The organism is Mesorhizobium monacense, assembly GCF_056781675.1.
This window is the reverse complement of the sequence record NZ_CM165567.1, coordinates 6,315,228-6,332,830: the sequence shown is the minus strand read 5'-3', so window position 1 is coordinate 6,332,830 and position 17,603 is coordinate 6,315,228. Positions and strand designations below refer to the sequence as shown.

The window sequence follows — 17,603 nt, the reverse complement described above, 5'->3', positions numbered from 1 at the left end:
CGCCGGGGGCTAATGACTTATTGTGCTCACATCAGAAGAATGGGCGAGGAGGGCGAGATCAAGATCCTCCAGACCGGCGGCAAGCCCCTGAACCGCAATCTGATCAAGCCATAAACTTTCCTCACGGCCTAAAAGAGTTTCATAACGGATCAGCATGCCACTGTCCGCAGACCGCATTTCGATGTTGAGGGCCATGTTCTCCTCGACGTCAGATACGCCTGGCCCTCGCATTCGAGTTTGAACCGACACAAATTCATTCATTCGTTCATCAAGTGCGGCCCCCTTCAGAGTCGTCCCAGGAGCTGTATCTGTATGTCTATTCAAGATTTTGATCATGCCAGCGATGCGTTCCTTCGGGATAGCTAGTATCGCCTCCTCGTGATTGCGGAACAGGAAGCGAAAGATAGCCAAAGCCATACCGCTATCGACGACTAGAACACCTGTCAAACTGAGTACCGTAGGAATTGACTGCATTTAATCACCCCTTCTATCAAAGGCCAGATCGAGACGCGTAGGTTATCGACTTTGCGTCGCAAAACTATTCGAGCCAGTGCGGCCCGGACCACGCGCGAGCCAGGAAGGCTGGAACAATCGTTCGCCGGCCATGTCGACATTGGGATGGCCATAAAGGGCTGCCATCCCAATGCTTCAGCTTCAAGTCCCGAGTACGAGTGACGTCCTCAGCAATAATCTGGAACGGTATCGAGTTGATCGCTTACACGCGCAAGCATGTTGAGCTTCAGCCTGCCGTGATGCTGGGCAGGTAGCGGCGACTGCAGAGCCTGCGCGTAGTCAAAATCCACTCCGGTAAGCGCACTGTAGATGGCGAGGCCGACCGCCCGCGCCATTACTGGCGGCAGGGCGTTGCCGATTTGACGCTTTTGCGGGTGTTGCGTGCCGCAGAATTCCCAGTCGTCAGGAAAGCCCTGAAGCCGGGCGCCCATTTTCATCGTGAATTTGAACGGCTTTTCCTTCGAATGATCTGCGGACGGGGCGCTCTTTGCGATCCCCAACGGATCGATCCCGAGAGCCAGCCATTTCTCCAGGCCCAGTTTGGCACTGAACGCCAGCCTTCCGGATTGCTCGGACCCACCGAGGATTGTCGGGCCGATCTTGTTCGCCGTGCTCCTGGCCCACTCCTCCGCGCCTTCCCATCCGTTTGCGGCTACGAGATCGAATAGAGTTTCGCCGACGGTCGTTCTCCATTCGGGGAATCTCGGCGGCATACGGAAGCGGCCGATGGGAACATCCCGAAATCCCACGAACGCTACCCGTGGCCGATTTTGAGCCAATCCGTAGTCGCTGCCAAAGAAGCTGAATACCTGCGTGTCGTAGCCAAGCTCCTTGAACTTCCGATGAAGTTCCGCACGATAAGCTGAGTTTGCCCTGAAGCCGAACCCCTCGACGTTTTCGAAGAAAAAGGCTTTTGGAGCGACCTCGCCGACAATCCGCACAGCTTCCATAAAGAGATCGCGGTCATCCGCGTGGCCCTTCTGCAAGCCCATGCTCGAGTGAGGCTGGCAAGGGACCCCGCCTGCGACGAGATCGATTTTTCCGCGATATGCAGTAAAATCCACATTCGCAATGTCGGCTTGACGGACCGGACCGAGCGCTCGGTTGGCTTTCAGGGTCGCAACCGCGTTCTTGTTTTGCTCGTAGATGCAGACGGCATCGAAACCCGCGGCGTGGAGGCCGAGCGCTTGGCCTCCCGCACCGGCGCAGATCTCAATCGAGTTGAGCCGATAGGGAGGGTCGATCACCGTTTTTGCGGCTGCGGCAGGCAATTTCCTATGCTTCAGTTGCTCTTTCGAAATACCGCTGTCGTTGAAAAGCCAGATCACGCTTTCCACCGCTGCCCGGTCGAGGAAATCATGTGTGGTGTCGTACGGATTGCCGCTGTCGGGATCGACCGACTGGAATTCTCCGAGGGCCAAGCTCTTCAGGCTGTCGTGCGCCCGTGCAAGCCAAACGGCCTCGTCGGAATTGCCCTGGTAATTGTATTCCCACGGAGTCGGCAGCGCTGTGATATCGAAAAGCTCCTCGAAGCGCGCAAGGCAATCGCCAGCTTCCTGCATTAAGGAAGAGCGCTTGGCGACCAAAGATTCGCGTGTGCAGGCATCGTCGAAACCGTCGTTGTAGAAATTGACGAGCGACTGCGCGAACGGCAGAAACTGCTCGCCGAAGGATTCCACTTTCGACAGCGCTTTCAACTCTGCCGCTGAACGCAACGCCTTCAGGCGTCGGCGTTCCTGCTCGACATGAGGATCCTTTGCGTCGTTAGCATGGCGGCGCTTGATTGCCGCGACGTCGCTTGAATGCACGAAACTTCCTAGCGAAATCCTCTCGACGGCTTCCTCCGTGACGGCTGTCGGAGCCGCGACAAGGGCTTTGACGGTCGCGAAGGAAATGGCCGCTTTCATGATCGTCTCTCGGTGAGTTCCAAGAACTTCGGAGAATTTCAGATAGGTTCGGAGATCGCTTCTATTCAGGCCGCACTCGGAAACGAGAAACGCCTTTAGCTTGGATTCCGGCAGTTCGTTGCGAGCGGCGTCGAGCTCCGACGCGATATCGAGAAACGCTTTAGTCATCGCCTTCTGGCGGGCGCGTACACGCTCTTTGATTCCGTGCAGCCTGTCGCTCTGGGTATCAGCTGGCACCACCTTGGCGCCTTCCGGCCGGTCGGCCACGTTTTCGTATGACTGAGTTTCGTTGAAGTCCACTTTGCTCTCCCCGGTTGCGAGCGGACTTGTGGATGCCAACCCCCTTCGGCGGTATCAAAAACGTCGATAAAATTTGAAGCACCTATCGATTTTAAGGACAGCAGTAAAATTATCGGACATCGTTCTTGGCTGGGTTCTTCACTGGCCACATTGAACCCGTTTACTGTCTTGCCGTGATAGCGACCTCCTTTGGCGTCCCGTATGAGAACGGAACCGATGTTCTCTCAATCGATCGCGGGATCCGAATCTCAGCAGCAGCTTCAAACGCGGCCTTACCCACAGCGTCCGTTGTTTCCATAGGCCCGCCTTTTCGGGCTTGCCCATGTGGCCAAAATCGTCGCGAATGCGAACAGCCGCGTGCTCATCCCGCGGCGGCAACCGCTCTATGAGCGCGCAAAATCATCGAAGGGCAGTCCAGAATCAATTGACGAAGGAGTTGCCATGTCCGGTTCTCTGCGGGAAATCCACTGTCAGCGGTCGCCCCTGGCGGCGTCATGCTGGCAGCGCTGCGAGCATGCCTGAATGGATGAGCCCAGCCGCCTTGACCATGCCGGCGGCGAGTGCGGCGCCGGTGCCCTCCCCCCCGCCCATCTCGAGATCGAAGAGTGGTGTCAGGCCGATTTTCTCCGCGAGTTGATGATGGCCGGGCTCGCTCGTGGAGACATAGGCCAACAGGCAGTGGTCGAGTGCCGCGGGATTGGCGCGATGGAGCACAGCTGCGGCCGCTGTCGCTGCAAAGCCCTCGAGGACAATGGCCACCTGTGTCCGCGCCGCGATGATTGTGCCGGCAATTGCCGCGAATTCGCGTCCGCCCAAGCGGCGCAGAACTTCGAGCGGATCCCCGAGATAGCCTGAGTGCAAGGCGAGCCCAAGATCGACGATCTCCGCCTTCCGGCCGATCATTGCAGCATCGGCCCCTGAGCCGGCGCCAACCCAGTCGGCTCCACTGCCCCCGAAGAGCGCGGCCGATACCGCCGCAGCGGCAGTGGAGCCGCCGACGCCGACACTTGCCAGTGCCATGAGATCAGCGCCGTCGCTGACGGCCTCTATGCCATATGCCATGGTCGCAGCGCAGCTTCCCTCGTCCAGCGCGGCGTCTGTGGTGAAATCGGCGGTCGGCAGGTCGAGCGCGAGGTCGTATAGCTTCAGCCCGAGGTCGTGGGATGCACAGACCTGGTTAACTCCCGCGCCGCCGGCCGCCGCAAGCTCGACGAAACGCCGCGTGGCGCCCATCGGACGCGGTGAGACGCCATGTCGCGAGATCCCGTGATTACCGGCGAAGATCGCCACGACCGGGCGCTGAACAGTCGGCAGCCGACCCGTCGAAGCGGCGAGCCAAGCGGCAACCTTTTCGATGCGGCCAAGCGAATTTTCGGGCTTGTCCATGCGGGCAAAATCGTGGCGAACGCGTGCAAACGCGTGCTCATCCAGAGGCGGCAGCCGCTCTATGAGCGCACGATAATCGTCGAAGGGCAGGCCGGAATCAATTGACGAAAGAGTTGCCATGTCCGGGTTCTCGGTGAGAAATGCAGTTAGCGCTCGCCTTTCGTCATCGCGTTTCGCAACGTTGCAGCAACGGTGTTCACACGCTGAGAGGGGCGAGCGTTGCGAGGCGGATGTGTTGGCGTGGGCATGCTCAGCTACAGTGTCCCATCAGCCGTGGGGCTGGGCTGCGTATACACGAGCGGGCGCTCGCCGGCCTGATAGTCCTTTACCGGCAGGGCCGGCTGCGGCCGTGCATAGAACATCGGCTCGCGGGTATCGAGACCGGCGTCGGTGGTCTGCATCTTCATCTCTACCCCAGTGCCGTCGGCTTCCGCCTTGCCCATCGCATCTTGCAGTTGTTGCGCCGCCTGCTGGCTCCATGGCAGCACATAAAAGCGCGGCTCAGTCGAGGCGGGGGTGGTGAGCCATACGTAGATGGCTTCGTTCTCAACCGGCACCGCGCCCACCACCTGGGCTTTTGCTGTCTCGCGCCACTCGAGCGTCAACGGCTTGGGACGGCCAAGAAGCTCGCTGGCGCCGACATAGACGACGGTGATCAGCGCCAGGAAGATACCGACCGAGAGGGTGCGGCGGGCAAAGCCCGCATGCGGCAGGATGACGAAGATAAACGCACCCAGCAGCAGGGCGAAGATTACAGGAGCGATCATCATTGGGTTGCCGCCACGCGCAGGGGTTTGAAGATGCTGTTGATGCTGCCTGACACCACTTGGCCAGTCGAATCGAGCCGGAATCTCAAGGCGGTAAGCTCCTGGTTGGGCCTGCGCAGCTGGACCGTCGTGGTGGCCACTGGCGCTGACGACTTCGTGGAATCGGCCTTCACATTGACGCTTATCTTCGCCGGGACGGGATATGTGACATTCACGCCGCGATACATGTGAACATTGACCACGTATTCGCCCGCGGGAGCTCCCCGCGAATAGGCGACCTCATGGTTGGAGTCGGTCATGTCCTGTGCCATGCCCAGGTCGTCGCGCAGCAGATCGAACACCTTGCCGCTCTTGTTGGAATAGCCGACCGGCACATCGCCAGGCGCCTGGACCCACAGATCGACATCGGCGTCGAGCTTGTCGGGCCACTGCGTCTCGACGGTGACGTTGCCGGGCGCTGCGACGCCTTCGGTTTCGCTCGCTTTGGCAGGCGGGTTCATCACCGTCATCATGAGCATGGTCATGAGGACGAAGCCACCGAGCATCAAGAGAGCGGTGTCGAGCCAGACGGTGAGAGTTTCCTCATCCATCGAAGTCACCCAGCAGGCGAAGATTGATCTTGAGCCACAGATTCGTGGCTATGCCGAGCAGCGTCGCATAGAGCGCGACATACATGCCGTCGATGACCGACGCGATCATCGGCCGGATTGCGTTGGGGTCGGCTGAGCCGCCGGCGTGCGCTGCGGAGAAGGCGACGATGAGCCCAACCACGGTTCCGAGCAGCCCGATGCGCACCACATGCGTCGCCAACCAATCGACATCGCGCCAACGCTGGAAGAAAACGCACAGAATGCCCAAGGCGCCGATGGCTGCGATCAGCCAACACAGATACGCGTTGTTGCCGGCGAAAGGTTTGCCGGCAACGCCGACGGCCCACAGCCCGACGATTCCGGCGGCACCGATCGCCTGAAGAACGATGAACCGCGACAGGAACGCCTTTGGAGCGCCATGGTCGGAGTAAGTTTCCGACAGGCGACGGGCAACAGCGTGCGATCCCAGGTCAGCTGCCTGTCCAGGCCATAGCTTCTGAGCAATCGGATTGGGCCACGGCTTTTGCTGCGGTGCGCTTTCGCGGGAATAGATATCAACCATCTTGCCGCTCCTTCTTTTGCGATCCATTCGATCGATCAGGCGCCGCGCTCGCCCTTGGCGCCGACACGCTTCAATTCTTCCCAGCCTTCGCCGATGGCGACGAGGCAGCTCGAGCCGTTTGGCTGGCTGACCAGGATCGTCCAGGTCTCGCCATCGTCGCTGGTCAGCACTTCAATAACCGAGCCGTCCTTGGCCAGGCCGAGGGCCACGGGCGCTTCCTTGAATCGGCTGGAAAGTTGCTTCAGGATTTCCGGCCGCGAGCCACACGGGGGCAACCTGCTCGCCGTGGCCGCTGGCGATGCCGCCGCCACGGGCATGGTGGAGATGGCGACCAGCGAGAGTGCTGCGCCCATCGCTTTGATACGCGTCAACGCAAAAGGCGTCTTGATCAGTAAGAGAGCTTCGTTGGACATCGGGATCTCCGAATTCTGGCGAAGGCTGAGCTCTCAGCCGTCGCTGCGGTTGAATTCAGTGCAATACGCCGACCGTTTCCTGAGCTTGGCTAAGCTGTTCCAGCAATGGTCCTGACGCCATCTTGCTGCTAATAGAGGCCAATATAGTATGGTCGTCAGGGTCGGCGTCCATTTCCCAAAGTTACAATACTCCAAGGGAATTATGCTTGTACGGTGCTGCTAAGCCGGGGCCGATCATGCTCAAAGAGTCGGTTGCGCGACGTTGACCAGTAGCGCGGCGAGGCTGAGCAAGGCCGGGAGGAGCAGAGCAGGCAGGCCGATTTGCCATTCGAGAAGACAGCCCGCCGCGCAACCGATGAGAAAGCCGACGATCGGCGGGAAGGTTGCTGCGACTTTTTCGTGCGCAGCCCTGCGGGTCGTCGCCGGACCTGCGACACTCTCCACGGCCGCCGCCGTGAATCGCGTGATGTTGGTAGTCAGGACCGCTGTCGAGGGAGCACCGGGTATCGAAATCTGGACCAGGACGTTCTGGACCGCCATGGCCGCTACGCCGCACATGCCAGCCAATGTGACCCACGGCGCATCGATGTCAAAGCAGTGGCCAAGCGGGAGACAGAGAAGGAAGAAGCCGAGAAGAAGAGCGAACTGGAGTATCAGGAGCGCACGGTCGGCCGCCCCCTTTCCGTATCGGTCGAGCACGAGGCAAAGCAGCCGTGCCAGGCCGAGCACCACAATGAATACGGGTACAGAGATTATCTCAGCGAGGGCCGCCCTGCCGTGCGCCACCAGATGGCCGGCCAGGATGACCATGTTGCCGGTGATGTGCGCCGTGAACAAGCCGTTGAGGCCAAGAAAGCCTATCGCATCCGTCGAGCCCGCAGTGGCGCTCAGCAGCAGCAAAGCCAGGGTTCGACCGCGCTCCGACTGATGGTTGCCTAAGGTCATTCCCCGCCTTGGGAGCTAGAGCCTAGAGCGGCGAGCGCTCAAACGGAATCGGCTTCGCCGCTCTAGCTTTTGTTTGGGCATCTGACTCATTCGAGAACCGCTTCGCACTTTCGGTCCGATGCTTGCTACGCCAATGGACAGACCTTCGCCTCACGCGGGGTAGACCGGGCGGTAGACGCTCGAGCGGATCAGCGCGCCGACATCGTCCGGCTGCGGTACCCGCGCCAGCCCCTGTTCGAAGATGCGAGCTGCAACCCGCTCGGCCACATGCAGCGAGGAGCTGAAAATCCGCTCGCGCGGAGGGTAGATCAGCCCTGCCGCGAGGTTCTCCTCGCTGACCTGCTCGGCGATGGCCTGCGCGGCGGTGAGGAACATGTCCTCGGTGACGCGCTTGGCCTCGGTGGCGAAGATCGCCATAGCCATCGCAGGGAAAATGTAGACGTTGTTGCCCTGGTTCGGGACGAGTTTCCGGCCGTCGAGCTCGACTGGGGGAAACGGGCTGCCGCTGGCAAAGATGGCGCGACCGTCGGACCAGCGATAGACTTCTTCCGCCGTGGCTTCGGAGCGCGAGGTCGGATTGGAGTAGGGAAAGATGATCGGCCGTGGATTGAACTCCGCCATGCTTTCGATCACCTCTCGGGTGAACAGCTTTGGCACCCCGCTGACCCCGATGATGCCCGTGGGCTTCAGGGTTCTGACCGCCTCGAGGAATGTCGAGATCGGCGACCGGTCCTGCACGAATGGGCGCTGAAAGTCAGCAACATCGTTGCGCGAGGTGACGAGCAAACCATTGAGATCAAAAAGAGCGTTGCGACGCCTTGCTTCGTCTATGTCCATCCCGGCTCCAGCCATGGCCTGACTGATCAGCTCCGCAATCCCGGTCGCCGCGGAGCCTGCACCGAGAAACAGGAACCGCTGATCGGTGATCTTCTGTTTTGTGATGCGCAAGGAGGCCAGGATTCCAGCGAGCGCGACCCCCGCAGTGCCCTGAATGTCGTCATTGAACGTGCAGATCTCGTTCCGGTAACGCTCGAGGATGGGCACGGCATTGATGTTCCCAAAGTCTTCCCACTGAATGCAGCATTTCGGGTAGAGCTGCTGTACTGCTGCGACAAATTCCTCGACGAACGCCATGTATTCGTCACCGCGAACGCGGCCCTGCCGCAGTCCCAAGTAGAGTGGGTCGTCGAGTAGAGCCTGGTTGTTCGTGCCGACGTCGAGGACGACGGGCAGGCAGTTTTGCGGCGGCACGCCGGCGCAGGCCGTGCACAGAGAGAGTTTCCCAATTGGAATGCCCATGCCGCCGGCGCCGAGATCCCCGAGCCCGAGGATGCGCTCGCCGTCGGTCACGACAAGGAAGCGCACGTCCTTGTCGGGCCAGTTGGAAAGCAGCTCCTTCACGCGGCCGCGCGCGCTGATCGGCAGATAGATGCCGCGCGGCTGGCGAAAAATATGGCCGAATTTCTGGCACGCCTCGCCGACCGTGGGAGTATACACGATCGGCATATAGGCCGCCGGATCCGACATCAGGACGGCGTAATAGAGCGTCTCGTTACGCGCCTGCAGGTCCGAGAGCACAAGATATTTCTGCAGATCGTCATCGAGGCTGGAGATCTCGTCGTGGCGGCGCGCCACCTGCAACTCAGTCGATAGCACGGCGGGCGGCAGCAGACCTTCGAGGCCCAAGGCGCGGCGTTCTGTCTCCGTGAACGAGGTGCCTTTGTTCAGACGCGGATTGCGCAGCAGATCGTAACCTGTGGGGTGCTCCGGCGCTGACGCAGTCGTCCTGGATGGTGCATTCATCGTTTTGCTCCATGTACTAGCGGTTGTCAGATGCTGTTGATTGTCGAAATGCTCCGATCGGCTTCGTTGGCCACGTAAGGCCTGACCATCTTTGCCGGATCGATCACGCGCTCAAACGTCGCCTCGTCGACATGGCCGAGCTGCAGCGCAGCCTCCTTCAGCGTCAGATCGTGCTCCAATGCGTAGTGCGCGATCGCCGATGCCTTGTCGTAGCCGATCACCGGCGCGAGCGCGGTCACCAACATCAGCGAGCGGCGTACATATTCGGCAATCTGCTTGCGGTTGGGCTGCGTGCCCTCGACGAGGAACTTTCGGAAGTTCGTGCACCCGTCACTGAGCAACGTAATCGACTGAGCGATGTCGGCTATTATCAACGGCTTGTAGACATTCATCTCGAGATAGCCGCCAGCGCCGCCGAAACCGACCGCTACGTCGTTTGCCATGACCTGCACGGCGATCATTGTCAGAGCCTCGGCCTGCGTCGGATTGACTTTGCCCGGCATGATCGATGAACCGGGCTCGTTCTGCGGGATCAGCAACTCGGCGAAGCCAGCCCGTGGGCCGCACGAAAGCAGCCGGATGTCGTTGCCGATCTTGTAGAGCGACACCGCCAGGGTTCGCAGTGTTCCCGACAGTTGGACCAGCGCGTCATGTGCGCCTTGAACCGCGAACTTGTTCGGTGCGGTTACGAAGGGCAGCTTCGTCAGCCTGGCGATCTCCGTAGCCGCCGCTTCGGCGAAGCCGGGTGCGGCGTTGATGCCGGTGCCAACCGCCGTACCGCCGAGAGCGAGCCTGTAAATGCCTGGCAGCGCTGCCTCGATCCGCTCTAGGTCATCCGCCAGCATCGCGGCATAACCCGACCATTCCTGGCCCAGGGTGAGCGGCGTCGCATCCTGCATGTGGGTGCGCCCGATCTTCACGATGTCGTCCCATTCAGCTGCTTTGGCGGCAATTGCGTCGCGTAGCGCGGCGATGGCGGGAACCAGCCGCTCCTTGACATTGACGGCGGCGGCTATGTGCATGGCCGAGGGAAACGTGTCGTTCGACGATTGCGACATGTTGACGTGGTCGTTGGGATGAACCGGTTGCTTGCTTCCGAGCTCCGTGCCGGCCAGCTGGCAGCAGCGGTTCGAGACGACTTCGTTGACGTTCATATTGAACTGAGTGCCGCTACCGGTCATCCACACATGCAGCGGAAACATCTCGTCGTGTTCGCCCGCAAGGATTTCGTCGCAGACGCGGGTGATCAACTCGCAAACCTGATCGCTCAACCGTTGGCCAGCGTGGTTTGTAACGGCCGCAGCCCGCTTGATGATTGCGTAGGCGGAAATCATCTCTCGCGGGATCAGGTCCTGCCCGATGCTGAAGTGCATCAATGAGCGCTGGGTCTGAGCGCCCCAGAGCTTGTCAGCCGGCACGTCGATGTGGCCGAAGCTGTCGGCTTCCGTACGAACTCGTGTCATGTTGGTCTCGCCTATTGCTGAGCCTCGAGGATGCTTACGCGCGCTCGGTCATCATCCGCTTGGTGTTGCCGATCGCCCGCGCCGGGTTCAGCCCCTTCGGGCACGTCCTGGTGCAATTCATGATCGTGTGGCAGCGATAGAGACGGAAGGGATCTTCAAGCCGATCAAGTCGCTCTCCGGTGTGCTGATCACGACTGTCGGCAAGCCAGCGATAGGACTGCAACAGGATCGAGGGGCCGAGATACTTGTCCTGGTTCCACCAGTAGCTCGGGCAGGAAGTGGAGCAGCAGAAGCAGAGGATGCACTCCCACAGTCCATCGAGCTTGGCACGATCTTCCGGGGATTGCGGTCGTTCGCGATCCGGCGCCGGTTGGTCGGATTGCAGCCACGGCTCGATCAACTCGTACTGCGCATAGAGTCCGGTCAAGTCTGCAACGAGATCCTTCAAGACCGGCAGATGCGGCAGTGGCGTGATCCGGCTCGTCCCCTTCTTCAGGCTATCGATCGAGGTGAGACAGGCCAGCGTGTTGTGTCCGTCGATGTTCATAGCACAGGAGCCGCACACGCCTTCGCGGCAAGAACGCCGAAAGGACAATGACGGATCGATCTGATCATTGATCTTGAAGAGCGCGTCGAGAACCATCGGTCCGCAATGTTCGAGGTCAATGTCGTACGTATCTATGGTCGGATTGGCGTTATTTTCCTGAGCCCAACGATAGATATGAAAGCTCTTGACCTGGGCGCTCTTTGTCGGCGACGGCCAGTGTTTTCCTTTGCCGACTTTTGAATTCGCGGGAAGCGTAAATTCGGACATTTTCAGAATGCTCCTTGTTTGAGCGCGCGATGCTACCGACGCGGACCGGGGACCGGGACCCCATCCCGATTGGGGGACCCGCAGCCCTGGAGAAAATTTGGTGACCGACGCCTAGTGGGTGCGCTCTGCCGGCGGAAAACTTTCCACTTCGCTGGAGAGCGTATCCAGCCGCACCGGCCGGTAGGCGAAGTTGACGTTCCAGTCCTCGTTCTTCCAGGCCACGGTATGCTTAAGCCAGTTTACGTCGTCTCGTTTTTGATAGTCCTCGCGCGCATGAGCACCTCGAGATTCGGTGCGCGCGTTCGCGGAGTGAGCGATCACCACGGCTTGATCTGCCAGGTTGGCCAATTCCAGTGCCGAAACCAAGCCGACGTTCCACGTCAGGGAAGGATCGTCGACGGTCACGCGGTCTAGCGGATCGCGCAGGGCGATCAGCTTGGTAAGCCCTTCCTTCAAAGTGTCGCCGCGTCTGAATACGCCGAAACCCGTTTGCATCACCTCCTGCATGAGCGGTCGGACCTCACCCGGCTTGTTCCCGCCCCTGCTATTTCGCGTTCGGTCGAAGCGCGCCAATGCCGCTTCCTGCGAAGGGCCGTCTGCTTCGCGCACACGCGATCCGGGCTTGATCAACTCCGCAGCGCGCTGCGCCGCGGCCCGACCAAAGACGATCAAATCGAGCAGGCTGTTGGTGCCAAGGCGGTTGCCGCCATGCACCGAGACGCAAGCGGCCTCGCCAATCGCCATCAAACCCGGGACGACTTCCTCGGAATTGTCCTTGGTCGGACTAACGACCTCGGCTCTGATGTTCGTGGGAATGCCGCCCATGACATAATGCACGGTTGGAATAACCGGGATCGGTTCCTTGTGCGCGTCGACTCCGGCGAAGGTGCGCGCCGACTGGACGATTCCCGGCAGGCGCTGATCGAGAACGTCCGCGGGCAGGTGCTCGAGATGCAGGTGGATGTGATCCTTCTTCTCGCCGACGCCGCGGCCCTCGCGGATCTCGACGGCTTCTGCCCGGCTGACCACATCTCGCGAAGACAGATCCTTCTCGCGCGGCGCATATTTGGGCATGAATCGCTCGCCGTCGCTGTTGGTCAGATACCCGCCTTCGCCGCGCGCGCCCTCCGTGATCAGAACGCCCGCGCCATAGACACCGGTTGGATGGAACTGGATGAACTCCATGTCCTGCAACGGCAGCCCGGCTCGCAGCGCCATGGCGCTGCCGTCGCCCGTGCAGGTGTGCGCCGAGGTGCAGGACTGATACACCCGTCCACATCCGCCCGTGGCGATGACCGTCATGTTGGCGCGGAAGCGGTGGATCGAGCCATCCTCCAGGCACCAGGCAAGCAGGCCACGACATACACCATCCTCGTCCATGATCAGGTCGAGGGCGAAGTATTCGATGAAGAACCGCGCTTTGTGCTTCAGACACTGCTGGTAGAGAGTGTGCAGGATGGCGTGGCCGGTCCGATCCGCTGCGGCGCAGGCCCGATAGGCCATGTCGCCCTTTGTGTACTCGGTTGTATGTCCGCCGAACCGCCGTTGATAGATCTTGCCCGCGTCGGTCCGGCTGAACGGCACGCCTAAATGCTCGAGCTCGACAACCGCGTCGATCGCCTCTCGGCACATATATGCGATCGCGTCCTGGTCACCGAGCCAATCAGAGCCTCGAACGGTGTCGAACATATGCCAACGCCAATCGTCGTTCTCGATATTCCCGAGAGCAGCGCTGATCCCGCCTTGCGCCGCCACCGTGTGGCTACGCGTAGGAAAGACCTTGGTAATGCAGGCAGTGTTCAATCCGGCCGCGACCATCCCCAATGTCGCTCGCAGTCCGGCCCCGCCGGCGCCAAGAACGATCACGTCGAAGGAGTGATCTATGATGTCGTAAGCATTGGGCATACTGAGCTCCTAGTGACCGAGAAAAAGCTTGAGGACGGCGAGAACACTCGCAGCTGCGAGAATTACCGCTGCCGCCCGGATGAGCAGCTCTGCTGCAAGCCGGCGGGCCCGCGTGTGCACATAGTCAAGAAGCACCGAACGGATACCGATCAGCGCGTGGGTGATTCCGGCAAATACGAAAAGGATGACGAGCAATGCCGGCACGGGTGACGCAAGCCAGGCGGCTGCAGTCGTTCGGTCGGACGTGGCGAGCCAAAGAACTGACGCGGCGAAGTACAGACCGAGTGGAATTAGCGCTAGCGCCGTCAAACGCTGCATGCGCCATTCCTGCAGCCCGTCACGCGCGCTGCCAAGCTGGTTCACGCGCCGGAGCACTGTCGCATCGCGCAGTGCGGTTGAATCGGCTGAAGACGAAGACTTTGTCATCGAGTCCTCCTAGGCCAGAACCACGTAGAGCCAGGTGATCAGGGTCAGCACAACCGTCGCTGCCAAGACCCCGTAGCCGCTGCGGTAAGCGCTGCGGAGTTCAAAGCCGTAGCCGGCATCCCAGGCTAGGTGACGAACGCCGTTGCACAAATGGTAGAAGAAGGCGATCGACCAGCCAAACAACAACAACAATCCGATTGGAGAGGCGATGAAGGCATGGGTCCGGGCGAAGGATTCGCCCCCGGCCGCCACGCTGACCAGCCACCAGGCGAGCAGGATTGATCCCACTGCCAGAGCGATCCCCGTAAGCCTGTGCAGGATCGACAGCGCCGAAGTGATCTGGAAACGGTACCAGGTCGGGAACATAAAGGGCGATAGCGGCCGTTCCATGATGTACTCCTTGATTGTCAGATTGGATGCTGTCGGTTCTGCAGGGGCCTTTGATGGCGTGCTCCGCAGAAGCCGCGCAGCATGCGCATCACGTCATGATCATGTTCGGCCGGCGCCGGTGTGTTGCCCAAGATCCAGTCGAACAGATCAGCGTCGGTGCAATCGAGCAGTGCTTCGAGCCGACAGAGTTGAGCTTCGTCTAATTTATCGATGGACTGCTCTGCAAACGAACCGAGGATGAGATCGCTTTCTTGCGTTCCCCGGTGCCAGCAGCGGAACAACACTCGCTTGCTTCGGACGTCCAGATCTCCACGCTGTGATGCATATGAGACGTGACTATTCATATCTGAACGCCCTTTGCTGAATTGAGGACTAGTCTTACAGGCCCGCCTATAGCCGCCGAGACCGAGGCTGCATGCCACGCTGCTCAGTGCTGCATATGCAGATCCATCAGGTCGGCTGACGGCATCATCCCGTCATTGAGATCGGCCATGATCACCAACGAACCCGCCATCACCAGCAGGACGATGAGCACGCCAAACGCGAGCGCCAGCACGTTGTTGGTGTTGTCCGGGCCGGTCGTGATGTGCAGGAAGAACACCAGGTGAATACCCATCTGGGCGATCGCGAGCACAGCCAGGCCGAGGGGAATTCCGGCAGCCCAGAGCAGTGATGTGTTGGCCACCCAGAACGACAGGGCTGTCAGGATCACCGCGAGAAGCAGCCCGATCGTGTAGACGAGCACGCCCGAGGAGACTGGCTCTTCCTGGTCGGTCGCTATCGACTGGTCGCCAGGCGCGCGATTGAAACTTGTTGTCATGGGGTAGCTCCCATCAGATAGACGACCGTGAACAGCCCGACCCAAACGATGTCGAGCGCGTGCCAGAAGAGCGAAAAGCACTGAAGCCGACGCAGTACGGGGGGGCGAAACCCTTTCAACGCGACCTGCGCCATCATCACCGCCAGCCAGATCAGTCCAGCGGCGACGTGCACTCCGTGACAGCCGACGAGAGCGAAGAACGACGAGAGAAATGCGCTGCGTTGCGGGCCCGCGCCATGTGCGATCATGTCGGCGAATTCGTGGAACTCGAGAGCGAGGAACGCGGCGCCGAGCGCGAATGTCAGCAAAGCGCCGACATACGTGCCAAAGCGGTTTCGCGAACCGACCGCCAATGCCATCAATCCGCACGTATAGCTCGACGCCAGAAGGCAAGCAGTTTCGATGGCGACCCTGCCCTGATTGAACAGTTCGGCGCCGGTCGGTCCGCCCGCGGTGGCATGCCGCAAGACGGCGTAGCCGGCAAAGAGCACCGAGAACATCACGATGTCGCTCAGCAGGAAGATCCAGAAGCCGTAAGCAACGACAACGCGCTTGGGGGCCGGACCGGCTTCGCTTGCGCTCGGCAGCGCTTCGCCAGCCTCAACGGCAACGGTGACATTCATATCGCGACCTCCGCCTGGTGAACCCGATCGAATTGCGCAACCTGCGCTGCCGACACCTCGGTCTCGTCCTCATCGCGGAAGGCGAAGATCAGGATCGTCAGGAACGTGCCGATCAGGCCCAGCCCTGCCATCCACCAGATGTGCCAAATCAATGCGAAACCTATGACGACGGCAAAGAAGGCGTTGACGAACCCGACAGCGCTGTTCTTTGGCACTTCGATCGGCTCGTACTGGCGCGGTGGCGCTGGTTGAGCTTGCTGTGCGTTTGCGCGTTGCTTCGCGACCCAGTAGGTGTCGCGCTCGGCCACATGTGGCAGGACCGCAAAGTTCCAGGCCGGCGGCGGCGACGTTGTGGACCATTCCAGCGTGCGGCCATTCCAGGGATCCCCGGTCACACGAAGCATGTCGCGATTGCGGATCGAGACAACAAGCTGAATGATCTGGCAAACAATCCCGGCCAGGATAATGACGGCGCCAATGGCCGCCACGACCAGCCATGGCTGCCAGGCCACGTTGTCGTAGTGCTGCATGCGGCGGGTCATTCCCATCAGACCCACCACATAGAGCGGCATGAAGGCGAGATGAAAGCCGATGAACCAGCACCAGAACGAGCGCCTACCCCAGCGTTCCTCGAGCTTGAAGCCGAAGGCCTTGGGGAACCAGTAATTGTAGCCGGCCATCACGCCGAACAGGACGCCGGGAATGATGACGTGATGGAAATGAGCGACCAGGAACAAGCTGTTGTGCATTTGGAAATCAACTGGGGGCACGGCCAGCAGCACGCCGGTCAAGCCGCCGAGGACAAACGACACCATGAAGCCGATGGTCCATAGGACTGGTACCGTGAATCGCACGCGCCCGCCGTACATGGTGAACAGCCAGTTGAAGATCTTCACGCCCGTCGGCACCCCGATGACCATACTCATGACGCCAAAGAAGGCGTTGACGTTGGCGCTGGCGCCCATGGTGAAAAAGTGGTGCAGCCAGACAGTGTAGGCCAGAATGGTGATCACCATCGTCGCAGCGACCATCGAGCGGTAGCCGAACAGCGGCTTGCCGGAGAAGGTCGCGCTCACCTCCGAAAAGATGCCGAACGCCGGCAGGATCAGGATATAGACCTCGGGATGACCCCACACCCAGAACAGGTTCACGTACATCATCGCGTTGCCGCCGGCGTCGACTGTGAAAAAGTGAAAGCCGAGGTAGCGGTCGAGCAGCAGCATCGCCAAAGTCGCGGTCAACGCAGGAAAAGCCGCGACAATCAGCAGGTTGCTGGCGAGCGCGGTCCAGCAGAAGACGGGCATGCGCATGTAGCCCATTCCGGGTGCCCGCAATTTCAGGATCGTGGTGACGAAATTGATTCCCGTCAGCAGAGTGCCGACGCCGGAGATCTGCAGTGACCAAAGATAGTAGTCGACGCCGACGCCAGGCGAGAATTGCAGCTCGCTGAGCGGCGGATAGGCGACCCACCCCGTCTTGGCGAACTCGCCGACAACGAGGGAGACGTTGATCAGCAGGACGCCAGACGCCGTCAGCCAGAAGCTCACCGAGTTCAGCGTCGGGAAGGCGACATCGCGGACGCCAAGCTGCAGCGGCACAATGAAGTTCATCAGCCCGATCACAAACGGCATCGCCACGAAAAAGATCATGATCGTGCCGTGTGCCGAGAATATCTGATCGAAATGCTCCGGAGGCAGGTACCCCGGGGCGCCGCCGGCGGCGACCGCCTGTTGCCCCCGCATCATGATCCCATCGGCGAATCCGCGCAGCAGCATGACCAGCGCCAGCAGGAAGTACATGACGCCGATGCGCTTGTGGTCCACGGACGTGATCCATTCGCGCCAGAGATACGGGACATATCCTTTCAGCGTGATCCACGCCAGGATGGCGACTATGGCCAGGACCACGACAGCCCCTGTGCCCATGATGATCGGCTGGTCGAAGGGAATGGCGCTCCAGTCGAGCTTGCCAAGCAG

At 60.5% G+C, this 17,603-nt stretch carries 18 protein-coding genes; all 18 read right to left on the bottom strand.

Annotation, left to right across the window (positions count from 1 at the left end):
- Positions 1-9: 9 nt before the first annotated feature.
- The 18 genes from AC1RUK_RS30350 to cyoB all read right to left on the bottom strand — a co-directional run bounded on the left by AC1RUK_RS30350 (position 10) and on the right by cyoB (position 17,603).
- Positions 10-474 carry a hypothetical protein gene (locus tag AC1RUK_RS30350; RefSeq protein ID WP_481837676.1) on the bottom strand — a complete coding sequence of 155 codons (465 nt, stop codon included), beginning with the start codon at positions 472-474 and terminating at the stop codon, positions 10-12.
- Between the two features lie 206 nt (positions 475-680).
- The gene (locus AC1RUK_RS30345; RefSeq protein WP_481837677.1) at positions 681-2,720 is read right to left on the bottom strand and encodes a DNA cytosine methyltransferase; all 2,040 of its coding nucleotides are present in this window, start codon (positions 2,718-2,720) and stop codon (positions 681-683) included.
- A gap of 492 nt (positions 2,721-3,212) precedes the next feature.
- Positions 3,213-4,226 carry a nicotinate-nucleotide--dimethylbenzimidazole phosphoribosyltransferase gene (locus tag AC1RUK_RS30340; protein ID WP_481837678.1) on the bottom strand — a complete coding sequence of 338 codons (1,014 nt, stop codon included), beginning with the start codon at positions 4,224-4,226 and terminating at the stop codon, positions 3,213-3,215.
- Between the two features lie 134 nt (positions 4,227-4,360).
- On the bottom strand, positions 4,361-4,876 hold the full coding sequence (locus AC1RUK_RS30335) for a hypothetical protein (protein ID WP_481837679.1): 516 nt from the start codon (positions 4,874-4,876) through the stop codon (positions 4,361-4,363).
- A complete protein-coding gene (locus AC1RUK_RS30330; protein WP_481837680.1) occupies positions 4,873-5,463 on the bottom strand; it encodes a DUF2135 domain-containing protein in 591 nt (196 codons plus the stop codon). The genes AC1RUK_RS30335 and AC1RUK_RS30330 overlap by 4 nt, the downstream gene beginning before the upstream one ends.
- Positions 5,456-6,025 (bottom strand): MotA/TolQ/ExbB proton channel family protein, encoded by a 570-nt coding sequence (locus AC1RUK_RS30325; protein WP_481837681.1) that lies wholly within the window; start codon positions 6,023-6,025, stop codon positions 5,456-5,458. Before AC1RUK_RS30325 ends, AC1RUK_RS30330 begins: the two co-directional genes overlap by 8 nt.
- Positions 6,026-6,060: 35 nt before the next feature.
- Positions 6,061-6,438: a hypothetical protein gene (locus AC1RUK_RS30320; protein ID WP_481837682.1), complete on the bottom strand. Its 378-nt coding sequence runs from the start codon at positions 6,436-6,438 to the stop codon at positions 6,061-6,063.
- Positions 6,439-6,678: 240 nt separating this feature from the next.
- Complete coding sequence (locus AC1RUK_RS30315; RefSeq protein WP_481837683.1) at positions 6,679-7,383, bottom strand: DUF1275 family protein; 705 nt, start codon at positions 7,381-7,383, stop codon at positions 6,679-6,681.
- 150 nt (positions 7,384-7,533) lie between these two features.
- Positions 7,534-9,186, bottom strand: a complete 1,653-nt coding sequence (locus tag AC1RUK_RS30310; protein ID WP_481837684.1) for an NAD-dependent malic enzyme — start codon at positions 9,184-9,186, stop codon at positions 7,534-7,536.
- Between the two features lie 26 nt (positions 9,187-9,212).
- Positions 9,213-10,649 (bottom strand): class II fumarate hydratase, encoded by a 1,437-nt coding sequence (fumC, locus tag AC1RUK_RS30305; protein WP_481837685.1) that lies wholly within the window; start codon positions 10,647-10,649, stop codon positions 9,213-9,215.
- Positions 10,650-10,683: 34 nt separating this feature from the next.
- On the bottom strand, positions 10,684-11,463 hold the full coding sequence (locus AC1RUK_RS30300) for a succinate dehydrogenase iron-sulfur subunit (RefSeq protein ID WP_376706238.1): 780 nt from the start codon (positions 11,461-11,463) through the stop codon (positions 10,684-10,686).
- 111 nt (positions 11,464-11,574) lie between these two features.
- Entirely contained in the window at positions 11,575-13,368 is a 1,794-nt protein-coding gene (gene sdhA, locus AC1RUK_RS30295; RefSeq protein WP_481837686.1) for a succinate dehydrogenase flavoprotein subunit, read from the bottom strand.
- Positions 13,369-13,377: 9 nt separating this feature from the next.
- Positions 13,378-13,794, bottom strand: coding sequence for a succinate dehydrogenase, hydrophobic membrane anchor protein (gene sdhD, locus AC1RUK_RS30290; protein ID WP_481837687.1), 417 nt, complete (start codon positions 13,792-13,794; stop codon positions 13,378-13,380).
- Positions 13,795-13,803: 9 nt separating this feature from the next.
- Positions 13,804-14,184, bottom strand: a complete 381-nt coding sequence (sdhC, locus tag AC1RUK_RS30285; protein ID WP_481837688.1) for a succinate dehydrogenase, cytochrome b556 subunit — start codon at positions 14,182-14,184, stop codon at positions 13,804-13,806.
- A gap of 17 nt (positions 14,185-14,201) precedes the next feature.
- The gene (locus tag AC1RUK_RS30280) at positions 14,202-14,528 is read right to left on the bottom strand and encodes a succinate dehydrogenase assembly factor 2 (protein ID WP_481837689.1); all 327 of its coding nucleotides are present in this window, start codon (positions 14,526-14,528) and stop codon (positions 14,202-14,204) included.
- An 83-nt stretch (positions 14,529-14,611) separates the two neighbouring features.
- On the bottom strand, positions 14,612-15,004 hold the full coding sequence (cyoD, locus tag AC1RUK_RS30275) for a cytochrome o ubiquinol oxidase subunit IV (RefSeq protein ID WP_481837690.1): 393 nt from the start codon (positions 15,002-15,004) through the stop codon (positions 14,612-14,614).
- Entirely contained in the window at positions 15,001-15,627 is a 627-nt protein-coding gene (cyoC, locus tag AC1RUK_RS30270; protein WP_481837691.1) for a cytochrome o ubiquinol oxidase subunit III, read from the bottom strand. Before cyoC ends, cyoD begins: the two co-directional genes overlap by 4 nt.
- Positions 15,624-17,603 (bottom strand): cytochrome o ubiquinol oxidase subunit I, encoded by a 1,980-nt coding sequence (cyoB, locus tag AC1RUK_RS30265; RefSeq protein WP_481839354.1) that lies wholly within the window; start codon positions 17,601-17,603, stop codon positions 15,624-15,626. Before cyoB ends, cyoC begins: the two co-directional genes overlap by 4 nt.

Bases quoted from the DNA above. Each gene is read 5' to 3' on its own strand.
- AC1RUK_RS30350 (WP_481837676.1), bottom strand. From the start codon at position 474: ATGCAGTCAATTCCTACGGTACTCAGTTTGACAGGTGTTCTAGTCGTC.
- AC1RUK_RS30340 (WP_481837678.1), bottom strand. From the start codon at position 4,226: ATGGCAACTCTTTCGTCAATTGATTCCGGCCTGCCCTTCGACGATTAT.
- AC1RUK_RS30335 (WP_481837679.1), bottom strand. From the start codon at position 4,876: ATGATGATCGCTCCTGTAATCTTCGCCCTGCTGCTGGGTGCGTTTATC.
- AC1RUK_RS30330 (WP_481837680.1), bottom strand. From the start codon at position 5,463: ATGGATGAGGAAACTCTCACCGTCTGGCTCGACACCGCTCTCTTGATG.
- AC1RUK_RS30325 (WP_481837681.1), bottom strand. From the start codon at position 6,025: ATGGTTGATATCTATTCCCGCGAAAGCGCACCGCAGCAAAAGCCGTGG.
- AC1RUK_RS30320 (WP_481837682.1), bottom strand. From the start codon at position 6,438: ATGTCCAACGAAGCTCTCTTACTGATCAAGACGCCTTTTGCGTTGACG.
- AC1RUK_RS30315 (WP_481837683.1), bottom strand. From the start codon at position 7,383: ATGACCTTAGGCAACCATCAGTCGGAGCGCGGTCGAACCCTGGCTTTG.
- AC1RUK_RS30310 (WP_481837684.1), bottom strand. From the start codon at position 9,186: ATGAATGCACCATCCAGGACGACTGCGTCAGCGCCGGAGCACCCCACA.
- fumC (WP_481837685.1), bottom strand. From the start codon at position 10,649: ATGACACGAGTTCGTACGGAAGCCGACAGCTTCGGCCACATCGACGTG.
- AC1RUK_RS30300 (WP_376706238.1), bottom strand. From the start codon at position 11,463: ATGTCCGAATTTACGCTTCCCGCGAATTCAAAAGTCGGCAAAGGAAAA.
- sdhA (WP_481837686.1), bottom strand. From the start codon at position 13,368: ATGCCCAATGCTTACGACATCATAGATCACTCCTTCGACGTGATCGTT.
- sdhD (WP_481837687.1), bottom strand. From the start codon at position 13,794: ATGACAAAGTCTTCGTCTTCAGCCGATTCAACCGCACTGCGCGATGCG.
- sdhC (WP_481837688.1), bottom strand. From the start codon at position 14,184: ATGGAACGGCCGCTATCGCCCTTTATGTTCCCGACCTGGTACCGTTTC.
- AC1RUK_RS30280 (WP_481837689.1), bottom strand. From the start codon at position 14,528: ATGAATAGTCACGTCTCATATGCATCACAGCGTGGAGATCTGGACGTC.
- cyoD (WP_481837690.1), bottom strand. From the start codon at position 15,004: ATGACAACAAGTTTCAATCGCGCGCCTGGCGACCAGTCGATAGCGACC.
- cyoC (WP_481837691.1), bottom strand. From the start codon at position 15,627: ATGAATGTCACCGTTGCCGTTGAGGCTGGCGAAGCGCTGCCGAGCGCA.